Origin of the sequence: Cystobacter fuscus DSM 2262 (genome assembly GCF_000335475.2) — a bacterium.
Classification (GTDB): domain Bacteria; phylum Myxococcota; class Myxococcia; order Myxococcales; family Myxococcaceae; genus Cystobacter; species Cystobacter fuscus.
Genome location: NZ_ANAH02000064.1, coordinates 324,397 through 338,989 on the forward strand (window position 1 = coordinate 324,397; position 14,593 = coordinate 338,989).

At 69.3% G+C, this 14,593-nt stretch carries 13 protein-coding genes; 9 read left to right on the forward strand and 4 right to left on the reverse strand.

All coding sequences use genetic code 11. The annotated features are described in order from the left end of the window. Position 1 precedes the first annotated feature (1 nt). Both D187_RS38610 and D187_RS38615 read left to right on the forward strand, forming a co-directional pair. The gene (locus D187_RS38610) at positions 2-397 is read left to right on the forward strand and encodes a VOC family protein (protein WP_002622290.1); all 396 of its coding nucleotides are present in this window, start codon (positions 2-4) and stop codon (positions 395-397) included. A gap of 67 nt (positions 398-464) precedes the next feature. Further along, positions 465-1,781 (forward strand): cyclic di-GMP-binding domain-containing protein, MshE-related, encoded by a 1,317-nt coding sequence (locus D187_RS38615; protein ID WP_002622291.1) that lies wholly within the window; start codon positions 465-467, stop codon positions 1,779-1,781. Positions 1,782-1,829: 48 nt separating this feature from the next. On the opposite strand, the gene D187_RS51040 is transcribed toward D187_RS38615, so the two are convergent. The 3 genes from D187_RS51040 to D187_RS38630 all read right to left on the reverse strand — a co-directional run bounded on the left by D187_RS51040 (position 1,830) and on the right by D187_RS38630 (position 6,266). Beyond that, entirely contained in the window at positions 1,830-2,783 is a 954-nt protein-coding gene (locus D187_RS51040) for a hypothetical protein (protein WP_002622293.1), read from the reverse strand. Positions 2,784-2,884: 101 nt separating this feature from the next. Beyond that, positions 2,885-4,912: a serine/threonine protein kinase gene (locus D187_RS38625; protein ID WP_002622295.1), complete on the reverse strand. Its 2,028-nt coding sequence runs from the start codon at positions 4,910-4,912 to the stop codon at positions 2,885-2,887. 49 nt (positions 4,913-4,961) lie between these two features. Further along, a complete protein-coding gene (locus D187_RS38630) occupies positions 4,962-6,266 on the reverse strand; it encodes a trypsin-like peptidase domain-containing protein (protein ID WP_043433690.1) in 1,305 nt (434 codons plus the stop codon). A gap of 162 nt (positions 6,267-6,428) precedes the next feature. Between D187_RS38630 and D187_RS38635 the strand changes: the two genes are divergently transcribed. The 7 genes from D187_RS38635 to D187_RS51045 all read left to right on the forward strand — a co-directional run bounded on the left by D187_RS38635 (position 6,429) and on the right by D187_RS51045 (position 13,803). Further along, positions 6,429-7,436, forward strand: coding sequence for an ATP-binding response regulator (locus D187_RS38635; RefSeq protein ID WP_002622299.1), 1,008 nt, complete (start codon positions 6,429-6,431; stop codon positions 7,434-7,436). Positions 7,437-7,496: 60 nt separating this feature from the next. Then, entirely contained in the window at positions 7,497-7,898 is a 402-nt protein-coding gene (locus D187_RS38640; RefSeq protein ID WP_002622301.1) for a hypothetical protein, read from the forward strand. Continuing rightward, positions 7,891-8,148 (forward strand): DUF5985 family protein, encoded by a 258-nt coding sequence (locus D187_RS38645; protein ID WP_043433692.1) that lies wholly within the window; start codon positions 7,891-7,893, stop codon positions 8,146-8,148. Before D187_RS38640 ends, D187_RS38645 begins: the two co-directional genes overlap by 8 nt. Beyond that, the gene (locus D187_RS38650; RefSeq protein ID WP_002622304.1) at positions 8,145-8,429 is read left to right on the forward strand and encodes a DUF5985 family protein; all 285 of its coding nucleotides are present in this window, start codon (positions 8,145-8,147) and stop codon (positions 8,427-8,429) included. Before D187_RS38645 ends, D187_RS38650 begins: the two co-directional genes overlap by 4 nt. A 123-nt stretch (positions 8,430-8,552) precedes the next feature. Beyond that, the gene (locus D187_RS38655; protein ID WP_155893897.1) at positions 8,553-9,128 is read left to right on the forward strand and encodes a hypothetical protein; all 576 of its coding nucleotides are present in this window, start codon (positions 8,553-8,555) and stop codon (positions 9,126-9,128) included. Between the two features lie 165 nt (positions 9,129-9,293). Continuing rightward, positions 9,294-9,974, forward strand: coding sequence for a hypothetical protein (locus D187_RS56550; protein WP_162159751.1), 681 nt, complete (start codon positions 9,294-9,296; stop codon positions 9,972-9,974). 220 nt (positions 9,975-10,194) lie between these two features. After that, on the forward strand, positions 10,195-13,803 hold the full coding sequence (locus tag D187_RS51045; protein WP_002622310.1) for a PAS domain S-box protein: 3,609 nt from the start codon (positions 10,195-10,197) through the stop codon (positions 13,801-13,803). Here D187_RS51045 and D187_RS38670 read toward each other — a convergent pair. Then, positions 13,786-14,589 carry a phytanoyl-CoA dioxygenase family protein gene (locus D187_RS38670; protein ID WP_002622312.1) on the reverse strand — a complete coding sequence of 268 codons (804 nt, stop codon included), beginning with the start codon at positions 14,587-14,589 and terminating at the stop codon, positions 13,786-13,788. The genes D187_RS51045 and D187_RS38670 overlap by 18 nt on opposite strands. Positions 14,590-14,593 lie beyond the last annotated feature (4 nt).

A 14,593-nucleotide genomic window follows, 5' to 3' on the forward strand; every position in this document is an offset into this window, starting at 1 on the left:
CATGGACGTTCAGGGCTTCCATCATCTGGCCATCCAGGTACGCGACGTGGAGCGGGTCACCGCCTTCTATCGGGACGTCCTGGGTCTGAGAGAACTGCAGCGCCACTTCCGGGCGGACGGCTCGCTGCGCAGCGTGTGGGTCGGGGTTCCCGGCGGCGGCTTCCTCGCCCTGGAAGCGGTGGCGGGCGAGCCCGAGGCGGGCTCCTTCCGCCACGAGCGGCCGGGCCTGTTGCTGCTCGCCCTGCGCATCGCCCCGGCCGAGCGGGCCCGGGCGGTGGAGACCTTCGCGCGTGCCGGCATCCCCTTGGAGCACGAAACGCGCTGGACGGTGTACGTCCGGGATCCCGAGGGCAACCGGGTGGCGCTCAGTCATCACCCGGAGGATCCGATCTCCTGAGAAAGCGGATGGCCGACGGGCGCTTCTTGCGGAGAGCGCCAGCGGGCGGCTACAAGCCCAGGCCGTCATGCGCCTGGGCGAACTGCTTCTCCACGAAAAGCTCATTACCCCCGAGGCGCTGGAGGAAGCGCTCGAGTCCCAGGTCGTCCACGGTGGACGGCTGGGGACGAACCTCGTTGAGCTGGGCCTGCTGTCCGAGCAGGAGCTGGCGCGCGTGCTCGGCCAGCAGCACGGCGTGTCCGCGGCCTCGGGCGAGATGGTGCCGGACCCGCGAGCGCTGGCGCTGGTGGACCCGAGCGACGCGGACGACAAGGACTACCTGCCCATGCGGGTGGATGCCACGCGCATGAGCGTGGCGATGCTCAACCCGGGGGACATCGCCACGCGGGACGCGCTGGCGTTCAAGACGGGCAAGCGCGTGGTGCCGGTGATCATCCCCGAGTTCCGGATGAACCAGCTCCTGCGGCGCTACTGCAAGGCGTTCCGCGCGATGCGTTCCATCGACATGAACGCGGTGCGGCCCTCGCGGGCGCAGCAGGAGAAGGAGAAGGAGATTTCCCGCGCGCAGAACGGAGATCTCATCAGCGAGGAGGAGTTCCAGTCGCTCTACGCCCAGGCGCTCAAGGGCGGGAGCGCGGCGGGCCAGGAAGAGCCGGTGTTGGATCTCGTGGAGACGGTGGAGGAGGAGGTCGCGCCCGAGCCGGTCGCCGAGCCCGTGCTCGAGCCCGCCGAGACCCTCCTCGAGGAGGAGGTGCTCGAGCCCGAGCCGCTCGCCGAGCCCGAGACGCCGCCCGAGCCCGTGCCGTCCCCGCACCGCGAGGCGCCGCGGCGCATGTCGGTGCTGGAGCTGGAGGACACGCCGCGCCCGAGGGTGCCCGCGCCGGAGCAGGTGTACACGCCGCTCACCTTCGCCGAGGCCCAGGCGGAGCTGTCGCGCAGCGTGGATCGCGAGCAGGTGGCGACGACGGTGCTGCGCTTCGCGCTGGGCAAGTGGAAGCGGTGTCTGTTGTTGAGCGTGCAGGGCAGCCTGGTGACGGGGTGGCGAGGGATGGGGCAGGGGGTGCGCGAGGCGGCGGTGCGGCGCATGGGCATTGGCCTGCAGGGGCCGAGCACGTTCCGGCTGGTGCGCGACACGCGCGCGCACTACGTGGGGCCGGTGCGGCGGGACGCGGCCTCGGGCCTCTTCTACAAGCTGCTCACCGGGGACTATCCGACGACGGCCGTCATCCTGCCGCTGCTCGTGAGGGGCAAGCTGGTGCACATGCTGTACGTGGACAATGGCCCGGGGCAGCTCACCCCGCCCGACGTGGGCGAGTTGCTCATCCTCTCGCAGGGCGTGGGCCGCTCGTACGAGGCGATGATCCGCCGCCGCAAGAGCGCGTGAGGCGCGAGCGGGGCAGAGTGGCGCTCCCCTCTCGCCCCCGCGGCCTGGCTAGTACGGCGTGATGCGGAAGAGCCCGTGGCCATCCGCCCGGCTGCCCGAGTAGGGCTTCTCGATGGAGACCAACGAGTTCACCTGGAAGGGCTTCGCGGAGGGATAACCCTCGCTGTCGAGCACGGACTCGAGGAGCTCCTGCTCGCGCAGGGTGAAGAAGAACTGGCGATCGTCATCGGGAGTGCCAGGGTTCCCCATCCCGAGGCGAAGGCCCAGGAAGCGAACCTCCCCATGGGGCGCGGCTTCCAGGACGAACTCGGCCGTCGTGCCATTCAGGGCCGGAGCGACGCGGCCCGTCAGGGCCTCGGAAGGCATTCCTCCGAACTGCAGGGTGACGGGGCCAGTGGTCACGTGCAGCCGGCGCACGTATCCATCGCTCGACCTGGTGATCGTGGAGGTCTCGAAGCTCAGGGTGAAGGGCACCGTCTGACCCACCAGTGAGTCGAACAGGAGGCCATCCTGGGGATCCGAGGATGCGGCCTGGAACTGGATGTCGCCCGAGATGGAGCCTCCGCTGTCCACGTGGATGCCCACGTCCGCGCTTCCCTCGCCCTGCAGCTTGAACAGGAAACGCACCTTGGACGTCGCTCCCTTCTCGATGGAGAACGACAGGGGGTTGGGCGAGATCAACTCCGCCTGCACCCGCTGGCCCGGCTCATTCGCGCGCTCCAGCGCCCACCCGCTATGCAGCCGGATGGAATAGGCCCCGATGGCGAGCGGTACGCTCACGGTATCCGCCGACGTGTCCGTGATGAGGATGTTCTGCTGGGGGCCCATGATTTCGAACGCCGCGCCCACCAGCTTGAAAACCTTGCCGTCCGCGCTCGTCGCCGTCAGGGGAAGCGTCAACGCGCCTTCCGTCTCCGGCGTCTGTGTTTCGGTTTCCGTTGCTCCACCGCAAGCCGCTGCCATCAGCGCCAGCACATACGCGCCGAGCTTCCACATCCGCATGGTCTCTACCCCCTCGTAGGTCCTCGAACCTATAAAGGAGGGATCTGTTTATTGTCAAACAGAGCGGAATCTTCCAGCTCCACCGCCCATGCCTCGGCGCGTCACGGCGGGGTGGGCGTCGCGTCGAAGGTCAACTGCTGGTCGGGCTCCAGCCGGAAGGTCTTCTCCCAGCGGCCCTCCCCGGAGGTGACGACGAGCTGGTGTTCTCCCTCCCACGGAGACAGCTTGCGCCCCGCCTTGTGTCCGTCGAGCAGGATGACGGCGCCCGGAGGCGCGTTCACCTGCACCGAGCCCCGGCCCAACAGGAAGCGCTCGGTCGTCACGCCCTGGGGTTTCACGGTGAGGGTGCGGGTGGTGCGCACGCCCTTGGTGGGGATGCTCAACTCCAGCGTGTGGGCACCGGGCGGCAGCGGCACCGTCAGGGGCGTGTGGCCCAGTGGCTTGCCTCCGAGCGACACCTCCACCTCGGGGAGCACGAAGAGCTGGAGCCGGGTGGTCACCGGGGCGCTCCCGACCGTGGGCGCCTCCGCGTCCCCGGGCGCGGGCGGCGAGGGAAACGTGCCCGCGGCGAGCACCACGGAGTCCGAGGTCGCGGGAGCCTCGGTGTCCGGCGCGGTGGCCATGGCGGGGACCGTGTCCGAGGGCGCGCCCGGCGCCGGGGCCGGTTCGGCGGGCGCTGGGGCCATCGCTTCCGGCGGGGGCTCGGTCTGGGGGAGTGGCTGCGCGGAGGGCGCGACGGTGGCGACAGGTGGGGCCTCGGGCGCGGCGGGCGGCACCCGCTCGCGCGTGCTCCACACGAAGAGGCCTCCCGCGGCCACGACGGCGAACGCGATGGCCAGCGCGCCGACGATCAGGGGCAGGTGCGAGCGGGGCTTGCGTGGCGCGGGCGCCGGGGCCTGCTCCTGCTTCGGCGCGGGGGACGGGGGGCGCTGCCGCGGGCGGACGGGCGCGGGCTCCGGCTCCTCGCGGGGCAGGGGCTTGGCCACGCCCGGACGGGCATGCCGGCCGGTGATCTCCAGCACCGAGTCCACGGCGTCCGCGTCCTCGTTCTCGAAGGGCACGTCCACGAAGTCGGTACTCACGTCGACCGCGATTTCCGGCTCGGCGGAGGGAAGCGGGGCCGCCATGGCGCCCGAGGGCCGCCGCGGTGGGGCCGTGACGGCCAGCATCGCTCCCGAGCTCACGGGCGAGGCGCGGCGTCCCACTTCCGCCAGCCCCATCTCCAGCATCTGGTGCCGCGTGGCCCGCGCGTCGCGGTCCGGCGGGAAGAGCTGGGCGAGGAACTCGGCGAAGACACTGGCCGGGGGGATGACGCCATCGACGGCGGCCACCAGGGCCTCGCGGAACTCGAGCGCGTTGGCGTAGCGCTCGTGGACGCGCTTGGCGGTGGCGCGCGTCACCACCGCGGCGAGCGCGCGCGGCACATCGTTCGGCAGGGCGGGCAGTTGCGCGGTGAGGACGGCCTGATCCCCATCCGGCGCGTCGTGGAAGGGCATGTGCCCCGACAGGCACTCGTGCAGCAGCAGCCCCAGGAGGAACACGTCGGTGCTCGGGGTCATCGCCCCCCGGCCGCCGTTGAGCTGTTCGGGGGCGCTGTAGTTGCGGCGGTTGCGCACGCGCCGGCCCGTGCGCTCGCGGGGCGCGACGCTCAGGGCGCCATAGCCCGTCACCTTGCACACACCACTGAAGGAGACCATCACCGTCTCCGGCCGCACGTCCCCGTGCACCAGCGGCGAGCCATCGTCGTTGCCCGCCAGGTGCGCGTAGTGCAGCCCCATGGCCACGTCCGAGGCGATGAGCGCGGCGAAGGCGGGGGGGATGCGCGGACGCACCTCCAGCACCCGGCGCAGGGACTCGCCGTTGGCGAACTCGGTGATGCGCGCGAGGCCGGGCTCGAGCTGGGCCAGGCCGTGCACGCGCAGGATGTTGGGGTGCTCGAGCGCGGAGGCGCGCTGGGTCTCGCGCTTGAGCTGCACGGACAGCTCCGCGTCCCGGGCCACATCGGGCGGTGCCCACACGAGCACCACCGGCCGGGGCGCCCGGCCCTCCTCGAGCGCGAGCCCGAGGAAGGCCCGCGAGCCCTCTCCCGAGAGAAGTGGCCCCAGGGAATGGTAGCGAACCGAATTCATTGGAGCCCCATGCTAGAGGTCCCGGGCCGGGCTTCGCTAGGGCCCCTGCCTAGAAAGGCAGGGTGACGTGGTAGCCGTAGCGGCCACGTCGCACGACCAGCAGCACGCTGCGGCTGCCCCGGGCCGACAGCAGCGCTTCCTGGAAGGCCGCGGGCTCGGTGGTGGGCTGGTTGTTGATGCGCGTGATGAGATCCCCCGGCTCCAGGCCCACCTCGTCCGCCGCCGAGCCGGGACGCACCGACTGCACCGCCATGGCGCCGCGCACCGGCTTCACCCGCAGTCCCAGGCGGTTCCATCCCAGCGCCTCCACGAGCTGGGGAGGAAACTCCACGGGTGTCACCTGGAGTGTCTTCGACTCGCCATCCCGGAAGACGACGAGGGGGAAGGCGGCGCGCGCGGGGTAGCCGCGGGCGCGGGTGACGTAGTCCTCGGCATCGGAGATGCGGGCGCCGCCCATCTCGGCGACCACATCGCCCCGGCGCACGCCCGCCTGCTCGGCGGGGCTGCCTGGCTCCACCTCCCGGGCGACGACGCCGTAGGTGCGATCCCAGCCGAGCTGCCGGGCCAGCCGCGGCGACAGCCCCTCCACCTCCAGGCCGACCCAGGCGGGGCGCACCTTTCCGAAGCGGGTGAGCTCGTCCATGATGCGGCGCACCTTGTCCGCGGGGATGGCGAAGCCAATGCCCTGGGCGCTCGCGAAGATGGCGGTGTTGATGCCGATGACATCTCCGTCCACGTTGAGCAGCGGCCCGCCCGAGTTGCCGGGGTTGATGGCCGCGTCCGTCTGGATGAAGTCGTTGTAGGTGCGCCCGTCCGCCTTGAAGGTGCGGCCGGTGGCGCTCACCACGCCCGACGTCACCGTCTTGCTCAACCCGAAGGGGCTGCCAATGGCCACCACCGTCTCGCCGATCATCAGATCCGCGCTGGTGCCCAGCTTCGCCGCGGGCAGGGGCTGCTTGGAGTTCACCTTGAGCACGGCCAGATCGTTGTTGGCGTCGCTGCCCACCACCTCGGCCTCCAGCTCACGCCCGTCGGCCAGCACCACGTGGATGGCGGAGGCGCCCCGGATGACGTGATCATTGGTGATGATGACGCCGCTTGCGTCCACGAGCACCCCGCTGCCCAGCCCCTGGGTGCGCTGGGCTTGCGGCGGCGCGCCGAAGAACTCCTCCATGATGGAGCGCCGTCCGCGGAACGGGGACTCCACCTCCTGCTCGGTCCCGATGAAGACGACGGCGGGGGACACCTTCTGCACCACCTCCACCACCTCGTTGCGCCGCCGGGCCAGGTCCGCCCGGGCCTCCTCGCCTCCGCCTCCCACCATCGCCAGCACCGCGAGCATCCCCAGGCCCATCCGCACTGTTTGGGTCGTCTTCACGTCCTTGGTCTCCTCTGTTGCTCGGACGCCCCGCGGGAGGCGGGCCGCCCGTTGAATGTCGGGAACTCCGCAATGATAGCGGCATTCCCAAAACGGGGCTGGACGGGTGGGGGGGCCGCCTGACTGGATGGGAGCCCTATGAGTCTCGTCCTGGTGGTGGACGATGAGCCCGCGGTGCTCGAGGTTCTCAGTCAGGTGGTGGAGGATCTGGGTCACGATGTGATCCAGGCGCGTGATGGCGAGGAGGCCTGGAGCCTCGCGCGCGCGCGCCGGCCCCAACTGGTGGTGACGGACCACATGATGCCGCGCCTGAGCGGCCTGGATCTGTGTCGGCGGATGCGCGGCGACGAGCTGCTGGGCCGGGTGCCCATCATCCTGTTGAGCGCGGTGCTTCCGCACGGAGCGCCCGAGGCCTACGCCTTCCTCCACAAGCCCTTCGAAATCACGGACTTCGAGGGGTTGGTGCGCAAGGCGCTGGCGCATGCGCCCAAGCCCAAGCCACTGGAGGGCACGTCCGCGGTGGAGCGGCTGGGGGATTGGGTGGCCGAGGGCTTCGCGCGGCCGCTGTCCTCGGCGCGCTCCGAGCTGGAGCGGCTGCGGGAGCAGGGGCGGGCGAACGGCGACTCGCTGCACCGGATCGGCGAGCATCTGCGGACGCTGGAGGGCCTGACGCGCGACTTCCAGGAGGCGGCGCACCTGGCGGCGCACGCGGTGACGCTGCGGCCGGTGATGGCGGACCTGAGTGCCCGGTTGCGCCAGGCGTGGGAGACCTCGCGCCAGCGCCAGCCCGGGGTGCTCTGGAACGTGCATGTGCCGAGCGAGCCGGTGGAGCTGCGCTTCGATCCGGAGCGCGTACAGCGCATGCTGGACGCGCTGCTGGAGCAGGCGGGGCGGCATGGGGGCGAGGTCCGGGTGGAGGTGGAGTCCACTCCCGCGATGGTGACGATGCGGGTGAGGGATCAGGGGCCGGAGCTGACGGAGGAGGAGCGACAGCGGCTCTTCGAGCCCTTCCGGGCCCAGGGCTCGACGGGACGGCTGGGGCTGTATATCGCCTCGGAGCTGGCGCGGCTGCATGGAGGGGGGCTGTCGGTGGAGTCCACGGGCAGCGAGGGCACGACGTTCAGCGTGGTCCTGCCCCGGGGCTGAGCGGCGGTGGTGGCACGAGCGCCTGCCCCAGGTTCGTGGGGAGAAAGGGTGGGATGACTGTTGCGGGCTGGCGATCTTCCCGAGGATGTCCGGCGGCTCATCGCCGAGAACATCGACTCCGTGGAGCAACTGGAGATTCTCCTGCTGTTGTTGCAGCACCCGGACAGGAACTGGAACGCGGAGTCGGTGGCTCGCGAGCTGCGGATCTCCCCGATCTCCGCGGGTGAACGGCTGGAGGACCTGACCTACGACGGGTTCCTGGCCCGGGCCGAGGGGAGCGAGGCCGGGTATCGCTATGGTCCGGAGAGTGCCGCGCTGGATGCGGCGGTGCGCGGGCTGGCCACGGCGTATCCCACGCGCCGGGTGACCGTCATCAACCTCATCTTCTCCAAACCGGTCGACAAGATTCGAACCTTCGCCGACGCCTTCCAGCTGCGGAAGAAGGGGGATGACAATGGCTGACGTGGTCTTCCTTTTGTGCGCGGCGACGAGCCTGGCCTGCGCGGTGCTGCTCCTGCGCGGCTATGCCCGCAACCGGGTGCGCCTGCTGCTGTGGAGCAGCCTGTGCTTCGTCGGGCTGACGGTGAACAACGCGCTGCTGGTGCTGGACAAGCTGATCCTCCCCGGCCGGGATCTGCTGTTGTTCCGCAACCTGTCCGGGTTCCTGGCGCTCGCGCTCCTGGTGTATGGCCTCGTGTGGGATTCCGAATGAACGACTTCCTCTCCGGCATGACCTCGGGTCTGTGCCTCGTCGCGGGGCTGTTCTTCCTCCGCTTCTGGAGGAAGACGGGTGATCGCTTCTTCGGGTTCTTCGCCGCCTCCTTCGGGATGATGGCATTGCACCGGGTGATGATGATGCTCCTGAGGGACAGCGAGAACGAGCACGTCCTCAAGGTGTATCTCATCCGGCTGCTCTCCTTCGTGCTCATCCTGGTGGCCATCGCGGACAAGAATTGGGCGAGGCCTCGCGGCAAGCGCCGGCCGGCGAGGTGAGGCGCCCACCGCGCGGGCCGCTCCGCGCGTGAATGGTTCAAATCCAACGACGGCAGGCACTCCAGGACAGAGGGGTGTTCGCGGGGCCTGGTGCTATTCATTTCCTTGTACCAGGAGACAACCATGCCGACACCGCATCGCGCCGCCGTCGTTTTGTCATTGGCCGCCCTCCTGGGGGGCTGTGACTCCGAGGTGCCGCTGGACCATCAGGCAAGGAGTGGCGCGAGGCTGGGAGAGGCTTTGATTCCCGAGCCGCCCGCGCTCGCGGATCCTTGCGCGGACGCCACGGGCCCGGGCACCTACAAGGGCTATACGTGCGGCGGTTCGACCCACTTCATCACCACCGAGCGCATCTCCTGTCAGGATGCGCGCCGCAAATGCACGCGCAAGGCCGAGGCCAATCCTGGGACGAGCTTCTACTGTACGTGGAATGATCGGCTCGTCTACCGCGAGGAGGTGGACGCCGGGGCCTGCAATCCGCTCGTCTGTCAGATTTCCTCGGGAACCGGCACGTACCGGGGCTACATCTGCGGTTCTCACAACTTCATCACGACCAACAATACCCCCTGCCAGGACGCGCTGGACAACTGCGCCCTCAACGCCGCGAACAATCCCAATCGGAGCTTCGTCTGCACGTGGAATGGCACCGAGGTCTTCCGCAGGGAACTGCTCCCAGGCAGCTGCGATGGCCTGCCGTGATCCCCTGGCCTCGCACGGGTGTTGATAACGAAGGGCCGAAAGGCTCTCCATCACCGAGGGACTGTCATGATGCGCCGCCTGCTCATCCTTGAAGTGTTTCTGCTGGCCGCGGGTTGTGGGGGAGGTGTGGCGCCACCCCAGGAGGAAGACCCGGGGCCAGGGACCGTGAAGAACGAATTGGCGTTCTTCGACTACAGCGCCTCCCACACGAATAGCGCGCAGGACCCCGACAACTCGGCGAGCAGTGAGATCTCCCTGACCAAGGGGGAGACGGTCATGCTGGGGACCTGCGGGTTGACCGACAGCGCGTTCACGGGCGACACCTACCTTCGCCTCTATGGTTCATCGGTCCAGGTGGCCGCCAACGATGACTCCGAATCCTGTGGACTGGACTCCGTGGGCTCCAGAATCGTCTATACGGCCCCGGTCGCGGGGATCTACACGCTCCGGGCGGGATGCTTCGACGTCGGCGCCTGCTCGGGCACGGTCGCGCTCTCGCGCCGCAAGGCGACCTTCGCCGCTCCCAGCTTGCGCAACACCCACGACGCGACCGTCAACACCTTCAACAAGCAGTATTACTTCAACGGAGGAGAGGTCCTCCGCGTCAGCACCTGCGGCACGACGGCCTTTGGTGCCAGCGCCAGTGGGGACACCCTCCTGCGGCTCTTCCAGCAGCGCAACGGCGGCTACACGACCGAGGTCGCGAACAACGACAACGCGGGAGCACTCTGCTCGAGCGCGGCCGAGATCGTCTACGCCATTCCCTCCGCCGGGTACTACCAGATCCGGGTGGGTTGCGCCGCCAACACGGCGTGCGGTGCGACCGTCGCGGTCTACATCGAATAGCGCTGGGCCCCATGGGCCCGCCCCGCCAGGCAAGGGGGCGGCCGGAAGCATGGCGGAACGCGCGGGACCTGCCCTCCGGGGCGGCGTCGTCGAGCGGGAATGCTCTCACATGTCCGCCCGCTGGCTCGGGGGCAGTCCTCTTCCCATGCGCTGCTTATCTCCATCGCATGGTCCATCGGGATGGAGCCGCTGTCTCCACTGCTGGGAGAGGAATGCCGCCGTGAATCTCGAGACACCTCGGCCAGAGTCCCCGCCCGCGTCACTGGCGGACGTGCTGGAGTCCCATCAGGACGACATCATCCGCTATTGGGTGGAGCGGCTGGGCGCGGAGCTGGCCCCGCCCCGTCCCCAGTGCGTGCTGGAGGATCACATCGGTGACTACCTCCGGGAACTGACGGCAATGCTGCATCGGGCCGGCCAGGAAGGCGCCGCCACGGTACCGGAGGAGCGCACCGCCGCCCGGGAGCACGGCCGCCAGCGGCTCCGCGTCGGCTTCGACCTGGCGGTGCTGGTGCGGGAGTACGGCGTGCTGCACGAGTGCATCCTCGACTCGGTCGAGCAGACGGGCTCACGCGTCACCCTGGCCGAACAGCGTGCGCTCGCCTCCTTCATCGTCCACGGCATCGCCAGTGCGGTGGACGAGTACACCCGTCAGCGGGATGCCGCGCAGCGGCTCGACGAACTCCGGCTCCAGGCGCTGTTGGACCATGCCCCCGTCGCCATCTTCGCCAAGGACGCCGAGGGCCGATTCATCGTCGCCAACCGCTACGTGGTGGAGGCACTGATAGGGCGCCCGCGCGAGGAAGTGCTCGGCCAGGACGTCTTCGCCTTCTTCCCCGAGGAAATCGCCAGGCAATTCCAGGCCAATGACGCCCAGGCGCTGGCCGGGCACACCAACGTCTCCGAGGAGGTGGTCTACTATCCCTCCGGGCCGCGCACCTTCCTGGCCACGAAGTTTCCCCTGCCGGGAGACGAGGGCACGCCCGCGGCCATTGGCGGCATCGCCACCGACATCACCGAGCGCAAGGATGCCGAGGCCGTTCGCGCCCGACTGCTGCGCGAGGCCGAAGCCCAACTCGAGCGCCTGAACTCGCTCTTCCAACATTCGCCCGCCTTCATCTTCGTGATGCGGGGGCCCGAGCACCTCCTGAGCCTGGCCAATCCCCTCACGGTCCGTCGCCTCGGTGGCCGGGAGCTGGTGGGCAAGCCCCTGCGTGAGGCGATTCCCGAGCTCGTGGAGCAGGGCTATGGCGAGTTGATCGACAACGTCTACCGCACGGGACAGCCCGCCGTGGCCAACGAGGCCCCGCTGTGGTTGGTCCCACTCGAAGGGGAGGCGCCCAAGGAGTCTTTCTTCAACTACGTCTACACACCCACCCATGGACCGGACGGAGCGGTGGATGGCGTCTTCGCGCATGTGGTGGAAGTGACGGAGTTGGTGCGTGAGCGCCGAAGGGCGGAGGAGGCCTTGGCGCTCCTGGACACCCTGCTCAACACCGCGCCGGTGGCGATGACCTTCCTCGACCGCGAGCTGCGCTACGTGCGTGTCAACCAGATGATGGCCAACTCCTTGAATCGCCCCATCGAGCATATCCTGGGTCGTTGCCTGGAAGAACTCCACCCCGTCCTGGCCCCCCTGGTCTCGCCCATGCGCCGCCAGGTGTTGGAGACGGGGCAGCCCGTCCTCGGCCAGGAAGTGACGTGCGCCTACCCCATCAATGGCGGAGAGGTCCACCACTGGCTCTTCAACCACGCCCCGGTACGCAACCAGGCCGGCGAGGTCGTCCTCGTGGCCAGCGTGGCGCTGGACATCACCGAGCGCAAACGCGCCGAGAGCGCGACCGAGGAGCGCTTCCGCCTGCTGGTGGAGGGCGTGGAGGACTATGCCATCTTCATGCTCGACCCCCAGGGCCGGGTGACGAGCTGGAATCCGGGCGCCGAGCGCATCAAGGGCTGGAAGGCGTCGGAGATCCTCGGCCGCTCCCTGTCCCTCTTCTACCTCCCCGGAGACGTGGTGGCCGGCGTTCCCGAAGAGGCCCTGCAACTCGCCGCCACCGAGGGACAGCACCGCGCGGAGATGCCCCTGGTGCGCAAGGACGGCAGCCGCTTCTGGGCGGATGTCCTGCTCACCGCCCTGCGCGACGAGCGGGGAAATCCGCGGGGCTTCGCCATGATTGCCCGCGATATTTCTTCACGTCGGCAAGCCGAGGAGACGCTGCGCGCGACCACCCAGCGCCTGGAGGCCATCCTGGAGACCGCGGTGGATGGCATCCTCACCATCGACGAGCTGGGCAGGATCCAGAGCATCAATCCGGCCACCGTGCGCATCTTCGGCCATTCCCCCGAAAAGCTCCTCGGTCAGGACTTCCTCCACTTGTTGCCCGAGCCCTACCTGAGCGGCAACATCCAACCCGGAGCGCGCAAGCCGTTCGGCAGCGGGCGCGAGGTGCGGGGCCGTCGTGAGGACGGCAGCCTCTTCCCCCTGGAGTTGTCCGTTGGAGAGACCCGCCTGTCCCAGGGACGCTTCTTCACCTGCCTGGTGCGCGACATCTCCGCGCGCAAGCACGCCGAGGAGGCCCAGGCGCTGTTCGTCCGAGTGGGGACGCTGCTGTCGCAATCACTCGACGTCCCCACCACGCTCAAGAGCCTCGCCTCGCTCGTCGTCTCTCATTTGGCCGACTACTGCATGGTGGCCCTGCTGGGGGAGGACGAGCAGTTGCGGCTGCTGGAGGTGGCGGCACGGGACCCCGAGCGCCAGTCGTTCCTCCGCCGCTCGCTGCCCGCCTCCCTCCAACTGGACTCCAGCCTGTTGCGGCGCATCCTGGAGGGCGGCGTGCCCGTGGCCGAGCCGGAGCCCTCCCCCGAGTGGCTGGACGACCTCGTTGGCGACCCGAAGCACCGGGCCTTCCTGGAGGCGCTCGACGTGAAATCCCTCCTCTTCGTCCCACTGGTGGCTCGGGGTCGTGAGCTCGGCCTCCTCTCCTTCGCCTGGAGCCAGCCCCGCCCCACGTGCGCCACGACGGACCTGGAGGTGGCCCGGGGCGTGGCCGATCGCGCGGCCCTGGCGCTGGACAACGCGCGCCTCTACCAGGAGGCCCAGGACGCCATCCGGGTACGCGAGGACGTGGTGGCCATTGTCAGCCATGACCTGCGCACGCCCCTCAATGCCATCAGCTTGTCGGCCACGGCCCTGCTCAAGCGCGAGAACCTGGACAAGCGCACCACCACGGCGGTCGGCCGCATCCGCTCGGCGGCGGACCGGGCCACCCGGATGATCCGAGACCTGCTCGACTTCAACCAGGCACGCATGAACGGCGTCCCCGTCCACCGCGAGTTCTTGGACTTCCACGCCCAGGTCCTGCGGGTGGTGAAGGAGGTGCGGCTCGCCCATCCAGACAGGTACATCGGGTTCCACGCCAGCGGAGAAGGGCGGGGTGAATGGGATGGGGACCGATTGGCTCAGGTGGTGACCAACCTCGTGGGCAATGCGCTCCAGCACAGTCCACCCGGCTCACCCGTGCGGGTGTCCACCCGGAGCGAGGGCGCGAGCGTCCTGCTCGAGGTGCACAACGAGAACAAGGGGGGCGCCATCCCCCCCGAGGTGCTGTCGACCCTCTTCGAGCCCTACCGGCGGGGGCCCAAGGTCGAGGCGGGGCAGGGCAGCCTCGGGCTGGGGCTCTTCATCACCCGGCAGATCGTTCTCGCCCATGGCGGGGACATCCACGTGCGCTCGACGCCGGAGGAGGGCACCACCTTCTCCGTGCGCCTGCCAAGGCACCCGGAGAGCACGCACCCGCCGGGCTGTGCCTCCTCAGGAGGTCATTCGTAGGGCGTCGCGGATGGCCCGTTCGACGGGCGAATAGGCGGCGTCCGGCCGCTCGAGCCGCAGCGGCTGCGTGGGAAGCAGCGGCGGCTGCGCGAGGAACCGCGGTCGCGTCCCGTGATGGGGCTGCGCCGAATGAACAAGAAACGGATGGCAGAGATAGACGGTTCCCGCCTCCCCGGTGGCCAGCACTTCTGGCAGGGCCTCCGTTTCGGCGAAGCCGTTGGCGGCCAACTCGCGCAGGGTGAGACCGGCCTCTCCCGCGGGCGCCAACCTGCGGGCCATCTCCAAATGGGAGCCGGCCCGGATCCGCGTGGGCGCATCCTTCTCTCCAACATCGGAGAACAGGAAGAGCATCAGCAGCGCCCGTCCTCTTGACGTGACGTTCGCGCGCCAGGACATGAAGTCGGGCTCCTCGGTGCCAAAGCTGACATCGATGTGCCAGCCAGCATCTCCGGGATCCGCGGAGGAGGGGAAGCGGATGGGGAAGGTGCCGAGCATACCGAGTGGCGCCCACCGTTCCGGTCCGACCAACTGATCAAAGGCCCGATGCAGGATGGGCGTATTGGCGGCCTCGACGAAGGGCGCCTGTCCATAGTGGTTCAGCCGGATGACCGGCCTGGTCCAGGTGGACGGCTCCTCTGGATGGCAGCCCGTGTCCCGCCACAGGATGGCACGGGCCTCATCGGCCAGTTGCCGGGGAAAGGCCTCGTCGATCCTGACGAACCCCTCATCGATGAAGCGCTGGACCTGCGCATCGCTCAGCCCTCGTGCGTTCTGCTCTGGAGGCATGGGG

Excerpts from the sequence above, each read along its gene's own strand:
- D187_RS38610 (WP_002622290.1), top strand. The coding sequence starts at position 2 with ATGGACGTTCAGGGCTTCCATCATCTGGCCATCCAGGTACGCGACGTG.
- D187_RS38615 (WP_002622291.1), top strand. The coding sequence starts at position 465 with ATGCGCCTGGGCGAACTGCTTCTCCACGAAAAGCTCATTACCCCCGAG.
- D187_RS51040 (WP_002622293.1), bottom strand. The coding sequence starts at position 2,783 with ATGCGGATGTGGAAGCTCGGCGCGTATGTGCTGGCGCTGATGGCAGCG.
- D187_RS38625 (WP_002622295.1), bottom strand. The coding sequence starts at position 4,912 with ATGAATTCGGTTCGCTACCATTCCCTGGGGCCACTTCTCTCGGGAGAG.
- D187_RS38630 (WP_043433690.1), bottom strand. The coding sequence starts at position 6,266 with ATGGGCCTGGGGATGCTCGCGGTGCTGGCGATGGTGGGAGGCGGAGGC.
- D187_RS38635 (WP_002622299.1), top strand. The coding sequence starts at position 6,429 with ATGAGTCTCGTCCTGGTGGTGGACGATGAGCCCGCGGTGCTCGAGGTT.
- D187_RS38645 (WP_043433692.1), top strand. The coding sequence starts at position 7,891 with ATGGCTGACGTGGTCTTCCTTTTGTGCGCGGCGACGAGCCTGGCCTGC.
- D187_RS38650 (WP_002622304.1), top strand. The coding sequence starts at position 8,145 with ATGAACGACTTCCTCTCCGGCATGACCTCGGGTCTGTGCCTCGTCGCG.
- D187_RS38655 (WP_155893897.1), top strand. The coding sequence starts at position 8,553 with ATGCCGACACCGCATCGCGCCGCCGTCGTTTTGTCATTGGCCGCCCTC.
- D187_RS38670 (WP_002622312.1), bottom strand. The coding sequence starts at position 14,589 with ATGCCTCCAGAGCAGAACGCACGAGGGCTGAGCGATGCGCAGGTCCAG.